Source organism: Microbacterium sp. bgisy207 (assembly GCF_965345035.1).
Lineage (GTDB): Bacteria > Actinomycetota > Actinomycetes > Actinomycetales > Microbacteriaceae > Microbacterium.
Genome location: NZ_CBDRMG010000014.1, coordinates 65,039 through 79,874, shown reverse-complemented (window position 1 = coordinate 79,874; position 14,836 = coordinate 65,039). Strand labels below are relative to the sequence as shown.

14 protein-coding genes are annotated in these 14,836 nt (G+C 68.7%); 12 read left to right on the top strand and 2 right to left on the bottom strand.

Annotated features, from left to right (window positions below; translation table 11 throughout):
* Positions 1 to 54 precede the first annotated feature (54 nt).
* From ACSGC5_RS13045 to dapF, 11 genes are all read left to right on the top strand, one after another.
* On the top strand, positions 55 to 549 hold the full coding sequence (locus ACSGC5_RS13045; protein WP_434971028.1) for a GNAT family N-acetyltransferase: 495 nt from the start codon (positions 55 to 57) through the stop codon (positions 547 to 549).
* Between the two features lie 108 nt (positions 550 to 657).
* On the top strand, positions 658 to 3,312 hold the full coding sequence (locus ACSGC5_RS13040; RefSeq protein ID WP_434971027.1) for a DNA translocase FtsK 4TM domain-containing protein: 2,655 nt from the start codon (positions 658 to 660) through the stop codon (positions 3,310 to 3,312).
* 43 nt (positions 3,313 to 3,355) lie between these two features.
* Entirely contained in the window at positions 3,356 to 3,946 is a 591-nt protein-coding gene (gene pgsA / locus ACSGC5_RS13035; RefSeq protein ID WP_434971026.1) for a CDP-diacylglycerol--glycerol-3-phosphate 3-phosphatidyltransferase, read from the top strand.
* Complete coding sequence (locus ACSGC5_RS13030) at positions 3,943 to 4,431, top strand: CinA family protein (protein ID WP_434971025.1); 489 nt, start codon at positions 3,943 to 3,945, stop codon at positions 4,429 to 4,431. Before pgsA ends, ACSGC5_RS13030 begins: the two co-directional genes overlap by 4 nt.
* Positions 4,432 to 4,609: 178 nt before the next feature.
* Positions 4,610 to 4,918 (top strand): helix-turn-helix domain-containing protein, encoded by a 309-nt coding sequence (locus ACSGC5_RS13025; RefSeq protein WP_300591430.1) that lies wholly within the window; start codon positions 4,610 to 4,612, stop codon positions 4,916 to 4,918.
* Between the two features lie 14 nt (positions 4,919 to 4,932).
* Positions 4,933 to 5,154 carry a DUF3046 domain-containing protein gene (locus ACSGC5_RS13020; RefSeq protein ID WP_434971024.1) on the top strand — a complete coding sequence of 74 codons (222 nt, stop codon included), beginning with the start codon at positions 4,933 to 4,935 and terminating at the stop codon, positions 5,152 to 5,154.
* Positions 5,155 to 5,412: 258 nt separating this feature from the next.
* Positions 5,413 to 6,462: a recombinase RecA gene (gene recA / locus ACSGC5_RS13015; protein ID WP_434971023.1), complete on the top strand. Its 1,050-nt coding sequence runs from the start codon at positions 5,413 to 5,415 to the stop codon at positions 6,460 to 6,462.
* A 2-nt stretch (positions 6,463 to 6,464) separates the two neighbouring features.
* The gene (locus ACSGC5_RS13010; RefSeq protein ID WP_434971022.1) at positions 6,465 to 7,172 is read left to right on the top strand and encodes a regulatory protein RecX; all 708 of its coding nucleotides are present in this window, start codon (positions 6,465 to 6,467) and stop codon (positions 7,170 to 7,172) included.
* A 62-nt stretch (positions 7,173 to 7,234) separates the two neighbouring features.
* The gene (gene miaB, locus ACSGC5_RS13005; protein WP_434971021.1) at positions 7,235 to 8,782 is read left to right on the top strand and encodes a tRNA (N6-isopentenyl adenosine(37)-C2)-methylthiotransferase MiaB; all 1,548 of its coding nucleotides are present in this window, start codon (positions 7,235 to 7,237) and stop codon (positions 8,780 to 8,782) included.
* Positions 8,769 to 9,722: a tRNA (adenosine(37)-N6)-dimethylallyltransferase MiaA gene (miaA, locus tag ACSGC5_RS13000; RefSeq protein ID WP_434971020.1), complete on the top strand. Its 954-nt coding sequence runs from the start codon at positions 8,769 to 8,771 to the stop codon at positions 9,720 to 9,722. The genes miaB and miaA overlap by 14 nt, the downstream gene beginning before the upstream one ends.
* Positions 9,723 to 9,777: 55 nt before the next feature.
* Positions 9,778 to 10,650: a diaminopimelate epimerase gene (gene dapF / locus ACSGC5_RS12995; RefSeq protein ID WP_434971019.1), complete on the top strand. Its 873-nt coding sequence runs from the start codon at positions 9,778 to 9,780 to the stop codon at positions 10,648 to 10,650.
* 7 nt (positions 10,651 to 10,657) lie between these two features.
* Here dapF and ACSGC5_RS12990 read toward each other — a convergent pair whose 3' ends face one another.
* Positions 10,658 to 11,299: a class I SAM-dependent methyltransferase gene (locus tag ACSGC5_RS12990; protein ID WP_434971018.1), complete on the bottom strand. Its 642-nt coding sequence runs from the start codon at positions 11,297 to 11,299 to the stop codon at positions 10,658 to 10,660.
* An 86-nt stretch (positions 11,300 to 11,385) separates the two neighbouring features.
* Here ACSGC5_RS12990 and hflX point away from each other — a divergent pair, with 86 nt between their 5' ends.
* The gene (hflX, locus tag ACSGC5_RS12985) at positions 11,386 to 12,933 is read left to right on the top strand and encodes a GTPase HflX (protein ID WP_434971032.1); all 1,548 of its coding nucleotides are present in this window, start codon (positions 11,386 to 11,388) and stop codon (positions 12,931 to 12,933) included.
* On the opposite strand, the gene ACSGC5_RS12980 is transcribed toward hflX, so the two are convergent.
* Positions 12,896 to 14,836 carry a prolyl oligopeptidase family serine peptidase gene (locus ACSGC5_RS12980; RefSeq protein ID WP_434971017.1) on the bottom strand — a complete coding sequence of 647 codons (1,941 nt, stop codon included), beginning with the start codon at positions 14,834 to 14,836 and terminating at the stop codon, positions 12,896 to 12,898. The two genes, hflX and ACSGC5_RS12980, sit on opposite strands and share 38 nt — an antisense overlap.

Sequence of the window (14,836 nt, the reverse complement as noted above, 5' to 3'; positions counted from 1 at the left end):
CCTAGGCGGGTACGCCCGGCGAGGGGGGCAGTCTGCGCTCGCTACAATCGCCGCATGCCCGCCAGCTTCCGCATCCGTCCCGCGACCGCGGCCGACGGTGCGTTCCTGGCCGACATGGTCGTCGAGGCGGCGAATTGGTCGGCCGGGCAGCCGCGAACGCGTTACGACGTGCTGACCTCGCCCGACCACGGGAAGTACGTGTCGGGCTGGATGCGACCGGGCGACGCCGGCTTCGTCGCCCTCGACACCAATGACGAACCCATCGGCGCCGCCTGGTATCGCATGTTTCCGCGCTCAGAGCCGGGCTTCGGCTATGTCGGTACGGGAGTGCCGGAGCTGATCATCGGCGTACGGCCGATCTGGCGGGCCCACGGCGTCGGTCGGGCGCTGCTGCAGAGGCTCGCCGTGCAGGCGCGCACGGATGGCTTCGCTCGCCTGAGTCTGAGTGTCGAGCGAGGCAATTTCGCGGCGACGTTCTACCGCAGCGAGGGCTTCGCCGTCGTCCAGAGTGGTTTCGGTCGCGACACCATGGTCAAGCGCCTGCGCTGACCGCCGGCCCGCTCTGCGAGTGCGCGGGGCGGAGGACGTGGGGGAGGGGATGCCGACAGGCCGCGTCGTTCCGGGCAATCGTCGGTGGTCGCGCCTACCGTGGAGGTCATGCCGAGGAGTAGCACCAAGACCTCGACCTCTGGTCGTGCGCCCGCGAAGGGTTCTCGCTCGCGCGCGTCCGCGCCGGCGCCGAAGCGGTACGTCGGGGATGACGAGCGACCTGCCCTCATCGTGCGGATGTGGATGGGCCTCGCGCACGCAACGGGTGGTCTGTTCCGCGCATTCGGCCCCGAGACCCTCGAGAAGGATCAGCGTCGCGACGGGTTCCCGTTCTTCCTCGTGGTGCTCGCGATCGCCGGTGCGGTCGTCGAGTGGTTCTTCATCGGCGCCGATATCGGCGAGATGATCTCGGCCTACACGGTCGGCGGGCTGGTCGGGCGGGTGGCCTTCGTGCTCCCGGTCCTGCTGGTGATCCTGGCCGGCTGGCTGTTCCGCCATCCCGCATCCGTCCACGACAACGGCCGCATCGGGATCGGGTTCGGCCTCGTTCTGCTGGTCATCGCCGGGTTCGCGCACGTGTACGGCGGGCGGCCGCAGCCGCGGGACGGTCTGCCCGCGCTCAGTGAAGCGGGCGGCGTGTTCGGATGGATGCTCGGTGAGCCGCTCGCTCTGGGCCTGACGTCGATCGGTGCGGGGATCGTGCTGGGACTGCTCGCCGTCCTCAGCATCCTCATCCTCACCAAGACGCCGCCCAACCGCATCGGACGGCGCCTCGGCGACCTGTACGCGTGGATGTTCGGTGCGGAGCGCGCTGCTGCGCAGACGGATGCCGAGGATGCGGCATCCACGGAGCGTGCGTCGATGCCGTGGTGGCGTCGCAACAGCTCGGGACGCGAAGAGGATGCCGACGGCGGACTCTCGACGCAGGACCTGACCGAGCTGCTCCCGCCCGGACCTCCGGAGGGCGGTTTCGATCAGGCCTTCGAGGCGGTCACCGCCGATGCTCCCGCGCCCGATGCGTTGACCGAGGTCATCGATCCGGCGGTGCTCGACGGCGCGAAGAAGGCCGTCGGAAGCTCGCGCACGGGCCTGCAGGACGACGACGCGGACGACGAGGACGGTGTGCTTCCTGGCGTGACCGGGATCGGCAGCGACGCGCCCCGGGCCACCCCGATGGCGCCGTACCGGCTCCCGTCCGTCAACAACCTGTCCGCGGGAACCCCCGCGAAATCGCGTTCGGAAGCCAACGATGCCGTCGTCCGCGCGATCACCGGCGTCTTCGAGGAATTCCAGATCAACGCTCGGGTGACGGGATTCTCCCGTGGCCCGACGGTCACCCAGTACGAGATCGAGCTCGGGCCGGGCGTGAAGGTGGAGCGCATCACGGCGCTCACGAACAACATCGCGTACGCCGTCGCCTCCAACGAGGTCCGCATCCTGGCTCCGATCCCGGGCAAGAGCGCGATCGGTGTGGAGATCCCGAACACCGACCGCGAGATCGTCACCCTCGGCGATGTTCTGCGCTCCGCCGCGGCGGCGCAGTCGACGCATCCCATGACGATCGGGGTCGGCAAGGACGTCGGCGGCGGCTTCGTCGTGGCCAACCTCGCGAAGATGCCCCACTTGCTCGTGGCCGGTTCGACCGGCTCGGGCAAGTCGAGCTTCGTGAACTCGATGATCACGAGCCTGTTGATGCGTGCCAAGCCGTCCGAGGTACGGATGGTGCTGATCGACCCCAAGCGCGTCGAGTTGACGTCCTATGCGGGCGTGCCGCACCTGATCACGCCCATCATCACGAACCCCAAGAAGGCCGCCGAGGCGCTGCAGTGGGTCGTGAAAGAGATGGACATGCGCTACGACGACCTCGCGTCGTTCGGATTCCGCCACATCGACGACTTCAACCGCGCGGTCGTGGCCGGCGAGGTGAAGCTGCCGCCGGGCAGCGAGCGCGTCCTCAAGCCCTACCCGTATCTGCTCGTGGTGGTGGACGAGCTCGCGGACCTGATGATGGTGGCGCCGCGAGACGTCGAGGATTCGATCGTTCGCATCACGCAGCTGGCGCGGGCCAGCGGCATCCACCTCGTCCTGGCGACGCAACGTCCCTCCGTGGACGTCGTGACGGGCCTCATCAAGGCGAACGTCCCCTCGCGGCTGGCCTTTGCGGTCACCAGCGTCACCGACTCGCGTGTCATCCTCGACCAGCCCGGTGCCGACCGACTCATCGGACAGGGTGACGCGCTGTTCCTGCCCATGGGGGCATCCAAGACACTCCGCGTGCAGGGAGCGTGGGTCAGCGAGTCCGAGATCGAGAAGGTCGTCGCCCACGTCACCGGTCAGGCGCGGCCCGAGTACCGTTCGGACGTGCAGGCTGCCGCGGAGAAGAAGGAAGTGGATGCCGACATCGGCGACGACCTCGAGCTGCTCCTGGCAGCCGCTGAGCTCGTCGTCTCGACCCAGTTCGGCTCGACCTCGATGCTGCAGCGCAAACTCCGCGTGGGCTTCGCGAAGGCGGGGCGACTGATGGACCTCCTCGAATCCCGCGAGATCGTCGGGCCGTCGGAGGGCTCAAAGGCGCGCGATGTTCTGGTGACTGCCGAGCAGCTCCCGGGGGTGTTGGCACGCCTGCGCGGCGAGGATGCCCCGGCAGCGGCATCCGAGGACGCGTACGGGCCGGATGCTGTCGAGGGACAGTACGACGGGTACGAGGTCGTCGACGGCGACGAGGGCAGCGAAGACGCCTGGGGCCTCACCGGCCGCGACTGAGTCGCGCCTGACTGCCGTGGCCGGCGCGCAGTAGGCTCGGCCCATGGCCATTCCGAGGCAGTTGCCGAACGCGATCACCGTCGTGCGCATCCTCATGGCGCCGATCTTCCTCTGGATGCTGTTGGCCGACGGGGGAACGGACGGCCCGTTGCGCTGGTGGGCCGCGGTCATCTTCATCGTGGCGATCGCCACCGACGGGATCGACGGGTACCTCGCCCGCAAGTACGAGATCGTGACCGATCTGGGGAAGCTTCTGGATCCGATCGCCGACAAGGTGCTCACGGGCTTCGCGTTCATCGGCCTGTCGATCCTGGGCGAGCTGCCCTGGTGGATCACGATCGTGGTTCTGGCCCGCGAGATCGGCATCACGGTGTACCGGTTCATCGTCGTCAGCGACCATGTCCTCGCCGCGGCGTGGATGGGCAAGCTCAAGACGGTCGCGCAGGCTGTCGCCCTCTCGCTGGCGCTGCTTCCCCTGTCGACGCTCGTGGGTGAGTGGGTGTTCTGGGTCAACGGCATCACGATGGCGATCGCCGTGATCCTGACGGTTGCGAGCGGAATCGACTATGTCGTGACGGAAGTCCGCGCGGCGCGGGCTCGACGGGTCTCGACGGCGCAGGAAGACGGCAGATGACTCACGGCGCTTCCGCCGCTGCGGAGGTGCTCGAGGCGCTCCGTGTGCGCCGATGGCGGCTGGGTGTAGCCGAGTCGCTGACCGGGGGAGCCCTCACGTCCGAGCTCGTCTCCGTGCCCGGCGCCTCCGATGTGCTCCGCGGCGCCGTGGTCGCGTATGCGACCGATCTGAAGGCGAGTCTGCTCGGGGTGGATGCGGGACTTCTGGAACGGGAGGGCCCGGTGCATCCCGAGGTCGCGATCCAGATGGCCAGGGGTGTGCGGATCGCGACCACGACGGGAGCGCGCGGCACCGAGGTCGGAGTCTCCACGACCGGTGTCGCCGGTCCCGACCCGCAGGATGGAGCACCTGTCGGGCGGGTATACGTCGCTGTTGCGACGCCGGACGGGGAGTGGGTTCGCGAGCACGATCTCGCCGGTGACCGCGCCGCGATCCGGCGTGACGCCGTTGCCGCGGCGCTCACTCTGCTGCGGATTTCGCTCTGAGCGAGCGCGGTCGTCGCCCGGGAACAGAGGATGTTTCGGATGCGTTACTTTCGGTGATTCCCACCCATTCCCCAGAAGGCGGCATTAGTGTGACCTACATCGGTGTTGTACTGTTGTCCACCCGCGACACCAGCGGAATCACCACCAGCAGAAGCAGTCAGTGAGGAGGGGGCCCGAGATGATACTGGTACGTCAGGAGATCGGCGAAGTCCTGCGCGACTTCCGCCAGCAGAAGGGTCGTACCCTCCGTCAGGTGGCCAGCCGCGCGAGTGTCGCGCTGGGGTACCTGAGTGAGGTGGAACGCGGTCAGAAGGAAGCGTCGAGCGAGATCCTCGCATCGGTCGCGGAGGCGCTGGACGTTCCGATTTCGACGATCATGCGGGAAGTGGGCGACCGGCTCGCCGTGCTCGAGGGCCTGCAGACTTTCCCCGACGTCGTTCCCGACGAGCTCGTCGCGTCGATGGACGCCGAACTCTCTCTGCGCTGAATCGCGCGTTCTGAATGCGCCGTAGCGAGTTCGACCGTGCCGTCGCTGACGAGTTCGGTGCCCGCGCGAGTGCCATCCTCGTCGATCTCGTGCTTTCCGGAGCGGGTGGGCGCACGGCGGTGGAAGCTCTCGACGCCGGCGTGCCGCCACGCGAGGTGTGGCTTGCGCTGTGTGCCGAGACCGATGTTCCCGCGCAGCGTCGGTATGGGGTCGGTCGGCTCGAACCTCGGCGCTGATCCAGCGGCGTGTCGTCGAATATCTGTTCGATGACCGCGTAGTCTCCTGCACAGGTGGAGTCGAGAGGCCGTTCGCCCACGACACGCGAGACGCTCGGCAGTGATGTCCGAGGCCCCGCGTACCGTGAGCAGCGTCGAACGACACCACACGCCTTGTCGACGTGACGCTCATACGAGCGGGACCGCGACAGCCTACAGGCGGCCGATTCTCCGACGTCGGACACCGGCGACGGACCGAGTGCTGAAGGAGCACACGCAATGCCCACACCCGCAGACCGCGAGAAGGCGCTCGATTCAGCGCTCGCACAGATCGATCGACAGTTCGGAAAAGGCTCAGTCATGCGACTGGGCAGTGACGAGCGCGCTCCGGTCGAAGTCATCCCCACCGGCTCGATCGCGCTGGATGTCGCTCTCGGCGTCGGCGGCCTGCCGCGCGGACGCATCATCGAGATCTACGGTCCGGAGTCCTCCGGAAAGACGACGCTCACGCTGCACGCGATCGCCAACGTGCAGCGGGCGGGCGGAATCGCCGCCTTCATCGACGCCGAGCACGCGCTCGACCCCGACTATGCCCAGAAGCTGGGCGTCGATATCGATCAGCTTCTGGTTTCGCAGCCCGACACCGGTGAGCAGGCGCTCGAGATCGCCGACATGCTCATTCGTTCGGGCGCGATCGACCTGGTCGTCATCGACTCCGTTGCTGCGCTCGTCCCGAAGGCCGAGATCGAAGGTGAAATGGGTGACTCGCACGTCGGCCTGCAGGCGCGCCTCATGTCGCAGGCGCTTCGCAAGCTCACCGGTGGCCTGAACCAGACCAAGACGACGGCGATCTTCATCAACCAGCTGCGCGAGAAGATCGGCGTGTTCTTCGGCTCACCCGAGACCACCGCGGGCGGCAAGGCGCTGAAGTTCTATGCGTCGGTGCGTTTGGACATCCGTCGTATCGAGACACTCAAGGACGGCACGGATGCGGTCGGCAACCGTACACGCGTGAAGGTCGTCAAGAACAAGATGGCGCCGCCGTTCAAGCAGGCTGAGTTCGACATCCTGTATGGCACGGGCATCTCGCGCGAAGGCAGCCTGATCGACTTCGGTGTCGAGCATGGCATCGTGAAGAAGTCCGGCGCGTGGTACACCTACGACGGCGAGCAGCTGGGTCAGGGCAAGGAGAACGCTCGTAACTTCCTGATCAAGAACGAGGACATCGCGGCCGACATCGAGACCAAGATCAAAGAGAAGCTCGGTATCGGCGGGGCAAAGCCCGCCGGCGACGTTGAGGACGAGCTCGCCAAGCGGCGTCCGGCCTGATCATGACGCGTGAGACCGGGGGCGAGTCCTCGCTCGCCCCCGTCATCCCGCTCTTCGGTGACGGCTCAGTCCCTCGCGGTGCAGGCTCTCGCGGTGACGATGTTATCGGCGAGGATCGCGGCCAGGCCTGCGCGGATCTGTCCGCTGGAAGCTGGCACTCGACGTGGGTCGATGATGACGACCTCTACGACGATGATGACGACCGGTACCCCGACGATCCGTACGGAGAGACCCGAGCGGCATCCGCTGTCATCCGCTCAGCGCTCGATCGGCTGATCAAGCGTCTGCGCAGGCGCGGACTGTCGGAGGCGGAGGCAACAGACGAGCTGGTTGCCGATGGTGTCGAGAAGGTCGTCGCCGAGGTTCTGGTAGCCGAGCTCGTGGGTAAGCGGTGGCTCGGGGATGCCGACCTTGCAGAGCAACTCGTGCACACGGCCGTCACCCGGCGCCGGGAAGGGCGACGTGCGATTGCGCAGCTGCTGGCCAAGCGCCGGATACCGCGGGAGATCGCCGATGCGGCGCTGGCTGTGCTCCCCGACGACGACGCCGAACGAGCTCTCGAGTATGCCCGACAGAAAGCAGGCGGATTCCGGGGCGTGCCCGTCGATGTGGCGATCCGACGGCTCGTCGGTCAACTCCAGAGGCGGGGCTATCCGCCCGGGGTGGCGATGTCGGCGGCGCGGCTCGCGCTGGCAGATCCCCGCGAGTGAGACCCGCGGCGACGCGAGCGCTCGGCCTGCCCGTATCTGCGGCTCGTAGAATGGCAGGCATCATGACCACCCCCTCCGCCTCGCCGACGTCGATCGCGCCTTCCCCTGCCGCGGTGTCACCGATGGGCGCGCCGCGCACCTACGAGGTGCGGACATTCGGCTGCCAGATGAACGTTCACGACTCCGAGCGCCTGTCAGGTTCGCTGGAGAGCGCCGGTTACGTCCGGGCGGCAACGGGCGAGGATGCCGATGTCGTCGTGATCAACACGTGCGCCGTGCGCGACAATGCAGCGGGCAAGCTCTACGGCACCCTCGGGCACCTGAAGTCGCGCAAGGACAAGCGTGCCGGGATGCAGATCGCGGTCGGCGGGTGCCTGGCGCAGATGGACAAGCAGCGGGTGCTCGACAAGGCGCCGTGGGTGGACGTCGTCTTCGGCACACACAACATGGGATCGCTGCCGAGTCTGCTCGAGCGTGCCCGCCACAACGAGGAGGCGGAACTCGAGATCCTCGAAGCGCTCGAGGTGTTCCCGTCCACGCTGCCCACCAAGCGTGACAGCGTGTCGTCAGGCTGGGTCTCGATCTCCGTCGGGTGCAACAACACCTGCACGTTCTGCATCGTGCCGAGCCTGCGGGGCAAGGAGAAGGATCGACGCCCGGGCGACATCCTCAATGAGATCCGCCTCCTGGTCGACGACGGTGCGATCGAGGTCACTCTCCTCGGACAGAACGTGAACTCGTACGGTGTCGAGTTCGGCGACCGACAGGCCTTCGGCAAGCTTCTCCGCGCCGCCGGGGAGATCGAGGGACTCGAGCGGATCCGGTTCACGAGCCCGCACCCCGCCGCCTTCACGGACGACGTCATCGATGCGATGGCTGAGACCCCTTCCGTCATGCCGCAGCTCCACATGCCGCTGCAATCGGGCAGCGACCGCATCCTCCGCGCGATGCGACGGTCGTACCGCAGCGATCGGTTCCTGGGCATCCTCGAGCGCGTGCGCGAACGTATCCCGCACGCCGCGATCTCGACCGACATCATCGTCGGTTTCCCCGGTGAGACCGAGCAGGACTTCGAGGATACGATGCGCGTCGTCGAGCAAGCCCGGTTCGCCAGCGCGTTCACGTTCCAGTACTCGATTCGCGAAGGCACTCCCGCCGCGACGATGCCTGACCAGGTCCCCAAGGCTGTGGTTCAGGAGCGCTACAACCGACTCATCGCCCTGCAGGAGCGCATCAGCCTCGAGGAGAACCACGCCCAGATCGGGCGTCAGCTCGATGTCCTCGTCTCCACGGGGGAGGGTAAGAAGGACGCGGCGACCAGACGCCTCACCGGTCGCGCGGAAGACAATCGACTCGTGCACTTCGAGGTGCCGGAGGGCTCCGACATCCCGCGCCCGGGCGATGTCGTCACGGTGACCGTGACTCACGCGGCCCCGTTCCACCTGCTCGCCGATGCACCTGAGGGAGCCCGACTCCGTATCCGTCGCACGCGCGCCGGCGATGCCTGGGATCGGTCGCTCGCCGAGTCCTGTGCGGTCCCGGCTGCCACGGAGGACGGCGAGCGTCGCTCCGTCTCGCTGGGCCTGCCCACGGTGCGTGTGGGAGTCTGACACGACGGCTCCCGTGGACATCGACACCAGCGGGGCGCCGACGCTCTGGGTCATCGTCGGACCGACCGGCAGCGGCAAGAGCGAGACCTCGCTGGCGCTCGCGCAGGCACTGATGCGGCGCGGTCGCGGCGCGGAGATCGTCAACGCCGACGCGATGCAGCTCTATCGCGGCATGGACATCGGCACGGCCAAGCTCTCCGAGACCGAGCGGCGCGGGATCCCGCACCACCTGCTCGACGTGCTCGACGTCACCGACGAAGCTGCCGTCGCGACCTATCAGCCGGCGGCGCGCGCGGCCATCACCGACATCCACGCCCGCGGGGCGGACGCGATCCTCGTCGGCGGATCGGGCCTGTACGTCTCGGGCGTGATCTACGACTTCCGTTTCCCTCCCCGCGATCCCATCCGGCGTGCCCGCCTCGAGACCGAAGCTGCCGAGGTCGGAATCGGCGTGCTGGTGGAGCGCCTGCGTCGACTCGATCCCGTGACGGCGGCGCGCGTCGATCCTGCCAACGAGCGGCGGGTGATCCGCGCCCTCGAGGTCATCGAGTCCGGAAGCGCCGGTCACGGGGCGGCGTTGCCCGACGCTCCGGTCCTCTGGCATCCCACCACCCGAATGCTCGGCCGGCGCGTGGCGCGGGAGGACCTCGTGGGCCGCCTCGATGCTCGCGTCGAACGGATGTGGGCGTCGGGGCTTGTCGAGGAGGTCGAGGGTCTTCGCGCGAAAGGGATCGAGCGGGGCGTCACCGCGCGGCGGGCGATCGGCTACGCGCAGGCGCTCGCTCAGCTCGCGGGAGAGCTGACGGCTGCGGCGGCGATCGCGCAGACCCAGGCGCTCACGCGTCGCTACGCGCGACGTCAGGTGTCGTGGTTTCGTCGCTACACCGGTGTGCACTGGCTCGAGCCCGACGCCGACGTGGCGCAGCTCACCGGCCCCTGAGCATGCGGTCCGGCTCGAGGAGGCTCGCGGGGCACAGCGCTCCTAGACTGAGGACATGTCCACCGCCATCTCGTTCACGAAGGGCCACGGGACCGGCAACGACTTCGTCATCGTGCCCGACGCCGATGGGGAACTGCACCTCACCGACGACCAGGTCGCCGCGCTCTGCGATCGGCGCTTCGGCGTGGGTGCCGACGGGCTGCTGCGCGTCGTGCGGGCCGCAGCCATCGCCGAGGGTGCGGCAGCGACCGCCGCGGGCGTGGAATGGTTCATGGACTACCGCAACGCCGACGGCTCCGCCGCGGAGATGTGTGGGAACGGCGTCCGCGTCTTCGCACGCTACCTCACGGCGGTCGGCTGGGCGGATGCCGAGGCGGGGCCTGTCCTGATCGGGACGCGCGCCGGGGTCAAGCCGGTGACCGTTCACGAGCGCGGATTCGAGGTCGATCTGGGGACGTTCCGGATCGACGAGTCCGAGGTGCTCGTGCGCGCCCGCCACCTCGATGTCGCGCGCCCCGGAATCGGAGTGGACGTGGGAAACCCGCACGTCGTGGTCGCTCTGCCCAGTCACAGTGAGCTCACCGGCATCGATCTGTCCCGCGCGCCGCAGCTGGAGCCCGCGCCGTCTTCGGGCGCGAACGTGGAGTTCGTCGTTCCGAGCGACCCGCTGGTTCACGAGGGGACCGGGGGGATCACGATGCGCGTGTTCGAGCGCGGCGTCGGTGAGACGCTCTCCTGCGGCACGGGCGTCGCGGCGGCCGCGCTCGCGGTTCGCCACTGGGCGGGTGCTGCGGCGCCAGACGTGTGGCAGGTCGGCGTGCCCGGCGGTGAGCTCGGTGTCCGTGTCGTGGACGTCGGCGGCGAGCCGCACGTCTTGCTCGCCGGCCCGGCAACACTCGTCTTCTCGGGCGAGATCGCTCTCGCCTAGCTGCGCGTCAGACCAGATCGACCGGGGCGGTTGCGGACGATCCGTGGCGACGCACCCGAAGGACGCGGAAGCCCTTCGCCGTCGCAGACCGGTGCACCGAGTAGCCCGGGTGGAATGTCGCCGTCAACCAGCGCTGGAGGGAATCCGACCCGAGGTTGCGGGAAACGACGAGCCAGGCATCCGACCGCTCGTCGAGCCTCGGGATCCACTCCTCGAGGAGGCCGTGCAATTGGTTCTTGCCGACGCGGATGGGCGGGTTCGAGCGGATCGTACGGAAGACGACATCCTCGGGAACATCGCCGGGCAGCACAGCGTTGACGTTGGACAGACCGAGTGTGCTGGCGTTTGCTCGCACGAGGTCGAGAGCACGCTCGTTCACATCGACGGCCCAGACCGTTGCGTGTGGGGCATCCATCGCCAGCGTGAGGGCGATCGGCCCCCAGCCACATCCGAGATCCAGCAGATGCCCCCCGGCCGGTGGCGGAGGGGTATTGCCGAGCAGCACCGCAGTGCCCGTGTCGATGTGATCCGGGCTGAACACACCGCTGGCGGTGACGACGTCGACAGGCTGGCCGGCGATCGACACGCGGATCCGCCGGAGATTCTCGGGGCTGGAAGGCGACGACGAGAAGTAGTGATCGCTCTCCATGGCGACGAGCGTAGCGGAGGACAGGCCACCCCCGGGAGGCTAGAGTTTACGGATGCCCGCACGGCGGGTATCCGACGGAGAACATGATGGACAACACCCCAGACGCACCGCAGACCTCTTCTGAGGACCGGGTCGACCCTGTCGAGCGGGTGCTGCAGCGCGCCCGAGGGCGATCGGACGTGTGGGTGTTCGGGGCGGCGCAGGCGCTCCAGGATGCCGCCACTGCCGTCGGCACCGATTCCGACGGGGATCAGTGGGACCGTGAGGAGCGCGCGGCGCTCCGACGGATCCCCGGGCTCTCGACTGAGCTCGAAGATGTCACGGAAGTCGAGTACCGCCAGCTTCGTCTCGAGAACGTCGTCCTCGTCGGCGTGCACCCGCAGGGGGAGCAGGAGGATGCCGAGAACTCGCTGCGCGAACTTGCCGCGCTTGCCGAAACGGCCGGCGCCGTCGTGCTCGACGGTGTCCTCCAGCGGCGTCCCCACCCGGACCCGGCGACCTATCTCGGGCGGGGCAAGGCCGAGGAGCTCCGCGACATCGTCGCGTCCCTCGGCGCTGACACGGTGATCGCCGACACGGAACTGGCACCGAGCCAACGCCGTGCTCTCGAGGACGTCGTCAAGGTGAAGGTGATCGACCGCACGACGGTCATCCTCGACATCTTCAGTCAGCACGCCAAGAGCCGCGAGGGCAAGGCCCAGGTCGAGCTGGCGCAGCTCGAGTATCTTCTGCCGCGCCTGCGCGGGTGGGGCGAGTCGATGAGCCGCCAGGCCGGTGGCCAGGTCGGCGCAGGAGGCGCGGGAATGGGCTCGCGCGGCCCCGGCGAGACGAAGATCGAGCTCGATCGCCGTCGCATCCGCACGCGTATGGCGCAGTTGCGCCGACAGATCCGCGACTTCGCGCCGGCACGGGAGGCCAAGCGCGCGGAGCGACGCCGAAACACGGTTCCCTCCGTCGCGATCGCGGGGTACACCAATGCCGGGAAATCGAGTCTGCTCAATCGCCTCACGGGCGCCGGCGTGCTTGTCGAGAATGCCCTGTTCGCGACCCTCGACGCCACCGTGCGGCGCACCGAGGCATCCGATGGTCGCGTCTACACCCTGACCGACACCGTCGGGTTCGTGCGCAACCTGCCGCACCAACTCGTTGAAGCGTTCCGCTCAACGCTCGAAGAGGTCGGTCAGTCGGATGTGATCGTGCACGTGGTGGATGCCTCCCACCCCGACCCCGCCGCGCAGCTGGCGACGGTGCGCGATGTCATCGGCGATGTCGGGGCGCGCGATCTTCCCGAGCTCGTCGTGTTCAACAAGGCAGACCTCGTGGACGAGTCGACGCGAATGGTGCTGCGCGGCCTCGAGCCGGCAGCCCTGTTCGCCTCGTCGCGCACCGGGGAGGGAATCGCCGAGCTCCGTGCCGCGATCGAGCGAGCGCTGCCGCTGCCGGCGGTGGAGGTGCACGCGGTCGTTCCCTACGAGCGGGGTGACCTCGTCTCTGCCGCACACGAGAGCGGCCACGTCGTGACGATCACGCACGAGGAGGACGGGACGGCGCTGCACGCGTTCGTGTCCGAGAAGCTCGCAGCCGAGCTTGCTCCCTTCAGCTCAGCGCCAGCGGCGCGACGTCCCGGGGAGTGAACCCGAACGCTGCGCCGAGGAAGGCCAGCTCGGTCTCCAGTGCGTGGATCACCGTCTCCGCGCGCCGGAATCCGTGCCCTTCGCCGTCGTAGAGGACGTAGGCGTGAGGCACGCCGCCCGCGGTCAGGGCGTGACGGATCGCTTCGGCCTGCGCGGGCGGGACCACCTCGTCGTCGGCACCCTGGAGCAGCAGCATCGGGACGTCGAATCCCTCCGGGTGCGAGAGCGGGGATCGTTCGAGATACAGCTCCTCGGCGTCCGGGAGCGGACCGATGAGTCCGTCCAGGTAGCGGGCTTCGAAGTCGTGCGTCTCGGCCGCCAGCGCCCGGGCGTCGCCGACGCCGTACCGCGAGATACCCGCTGCGAAGACGGTGCCCCGCGCGATAGCGGCAAGGACCGTCCAGCCTCCCGCTGAGCCGCCCTCGATGGCGATGCGCGCGGGATCCGCCATTGCGGTCTCGGCGAGGTGTGCCGCCGCCGCGCTGACATCATCGACATCGACGACGCCCCACATCCCGCGCAGGCGATCACGGTACGCGCGACCGTATCCGCTGGAGCCGCCGTAGTTGACATCGAGCACGCCGATGCCGCGACTGGTGAAGTACGCGATCTTCGGGGATGCAGCGCCTCCGACGTGGCCGGTAGGCCCGCCGTGGACGAGGACGAGATACGGGGGCAGTTCGCCCTCGGGCCCCGCGACGTCGGGATTGGTCGGGGCGAACGCGAAGGCGTGCACCTCGCCGTGTGGTCCGGATGTCGTCACCGCGACAGGCGTGGGGGACCACTCTGCGGGCCATGCGGCCTCGCCCCCGGTGACAGACTCCCAGCGCGCCGTCGCGCTGTCGACCACCCACACCCCGGATGCGCCGTCGGTGCGGGTCCCGATGATCAGTGCGCGTCCGCCTGCGGCATCCTCGACGGACGCGCCCGCCGTCACGGGAGCGCCGAGGTCACGGTCCTCGCCCGCGGGCGAGACCGTCACGACACGGTCGGATCCGTCCGTGCGCACGGCGATCGCATGCCCACCCTCGGTCGGGGCGTACCACCGGGCGCCGAGCGACCACAGCGGTCCGCCGGTGTCCGCGGCGGCGGTATCGATGCGTGTCACGCCCGCGGAGGCCGACCAGGCGTGCAGGTTCCAGCGCCCGTCGGGGTCGTCGACGAACACGAGGTGTTCGGCGTCGGTCCACTCGGGCTGCAGGGGCGCTCGATCGACGCCGCCCGCGATGACCTCCCAGCCCGTGACCCGCCCATCGACGAGCCTGCCCACGCGAATCTCCGTCCTGTCCCACGGCATGTGCGGGTGGTTCCACGCGACCCACGCGAGGTGCTTTCCGTCGGGTGACACCGCGGGGTGCGCGAGGAAGTCGCTGCCGGCGACAACCGACACGACCCGCTCGGCATCCGTTGCCGCCGAACCGTCGACGGGGAGGCGCACGATATCGCGAGCGGGCGCGCCGGCCGCTGCGTGGTCCTCTCGGATCGCCCACAGGTGGCCGGCTGCGAACCGGAGACCTCCGAACCGCATCGCCGTGTCCGCGGGAGTCAGAGGACGCGGAGAAGATCCCTCCTGTCGAATCCACACTCGCTGGTCAGTCTTCTCGACGAAGCACAGCGCGCCGTCATCCGTGGCGGCCCATGCCCCGCCGCCGTACTCGTGCACGCGCGAGCGGGCGTTCCACGGCGGCGGAAGAAGCTCATCGACGGCCCCGTCGGTAAGGCGACGCCGAATGGTCGTGCGCCCGCCCTCGGCCGGTACGCTCTCTCCCCACCAGATCTGTTCGCCCTCCGGGAGGGTGACGAATCTCGCCCCCTCGTATCGCGGTGAGGCGGCCGTGACGGATGCTGCAGACAGCGGCGAGGGCCAACTGCCGAACGGGAGTCGAGGGCGGGAGGTTTCCAT

Coding starts and splice junctions, on each gene's coding strand:
- hflX (WP_434971032.1), top strand. CDS start 11,386: ATGGACAACACCCCAGACGCACCGCAGACCTCTTCTGAGGACCGGGTC.
- miaB (WP_434971021.1), top strand. CDS start 7,235: ATGACCACCCCCTCCGCCTCGCCGACGTCGATCGCGCCTTCCCCTGCC.
- ACSGC5_RS12980 (WP_434971017.1), bottom strand. CDS start 14,836: ATGGAAACCTCCCGCCCTCGACTCCCGTTCGGCAGTTGGCCCTCGCCG.
- ACSGC5_RS12990 (WP_434971018.1), bottom strand. CDS start 11,299: ATGGAGAGCGATCACTACTTCTCGTCGTCGCCTTCCAGCCCCGAGAAT.
- ACSGC5_RS13025 (WP_300591430.1), top strand. CDS start 4,610: ATGATACTGGTACGTCAGGAGATCGGCGAAGTCCTGCGCGACTTCCGC.
- pgsA (WP_434971026.1), top strand. CDS start 3,356: ATGGCCATTCCGAGGCAGTTGCCGAACGCGATCACCGTCGTGCGCATC.
- ACSGC5_RS13030 (WP_434971025.1), top strand. CDS start 3,943: ATGACTCACGGCGCTTCCGCCGCTGCGGAGGTGCTCGAGGCGCTCCGT.
- ACSGC5_RS13040 (WP_434971027.1), top strand. CDS start 658: ATGCCGAGGAGTAGCACCAAGACCTCGACCTCTGGTCGTGCGCCCGCG.
- dapF (WP_434971019.1), top strand. CDS start 9,778: ATGTCCACCGCCATCTCGTTCACGAAGGGCCACGGGACCGGCAACGAC.
- ACSGC5_RS13045 (WP_434971028.1), top strand. CDS start 55: ATGCCCGCCAGCTTCCGCATCCGTCCCGCGACCGCGGCCGACGGTGCG.
- ACSGC5_RS13020 (WP_434971024.1), top strand. CDS start 4,933: ATGCGCCGTAGCGAGTTCGACCGTGCCGTCGCTGACGAGTTCGGTGCC.
- ACSGC5_RS13010 (WP_434971022.1), top strand. CDS start 6,465: ATGACGCGTGAGACCGGGGGCGAGTCCTCGCTCGCCCCCGTCATCCCG.
- recA (WP_434971023.1), top strand. CDS start 5,413: ATGCCCACACCCGCAGACCGCGAGAAGGCGCTCGATTCAGCGCTCGCA.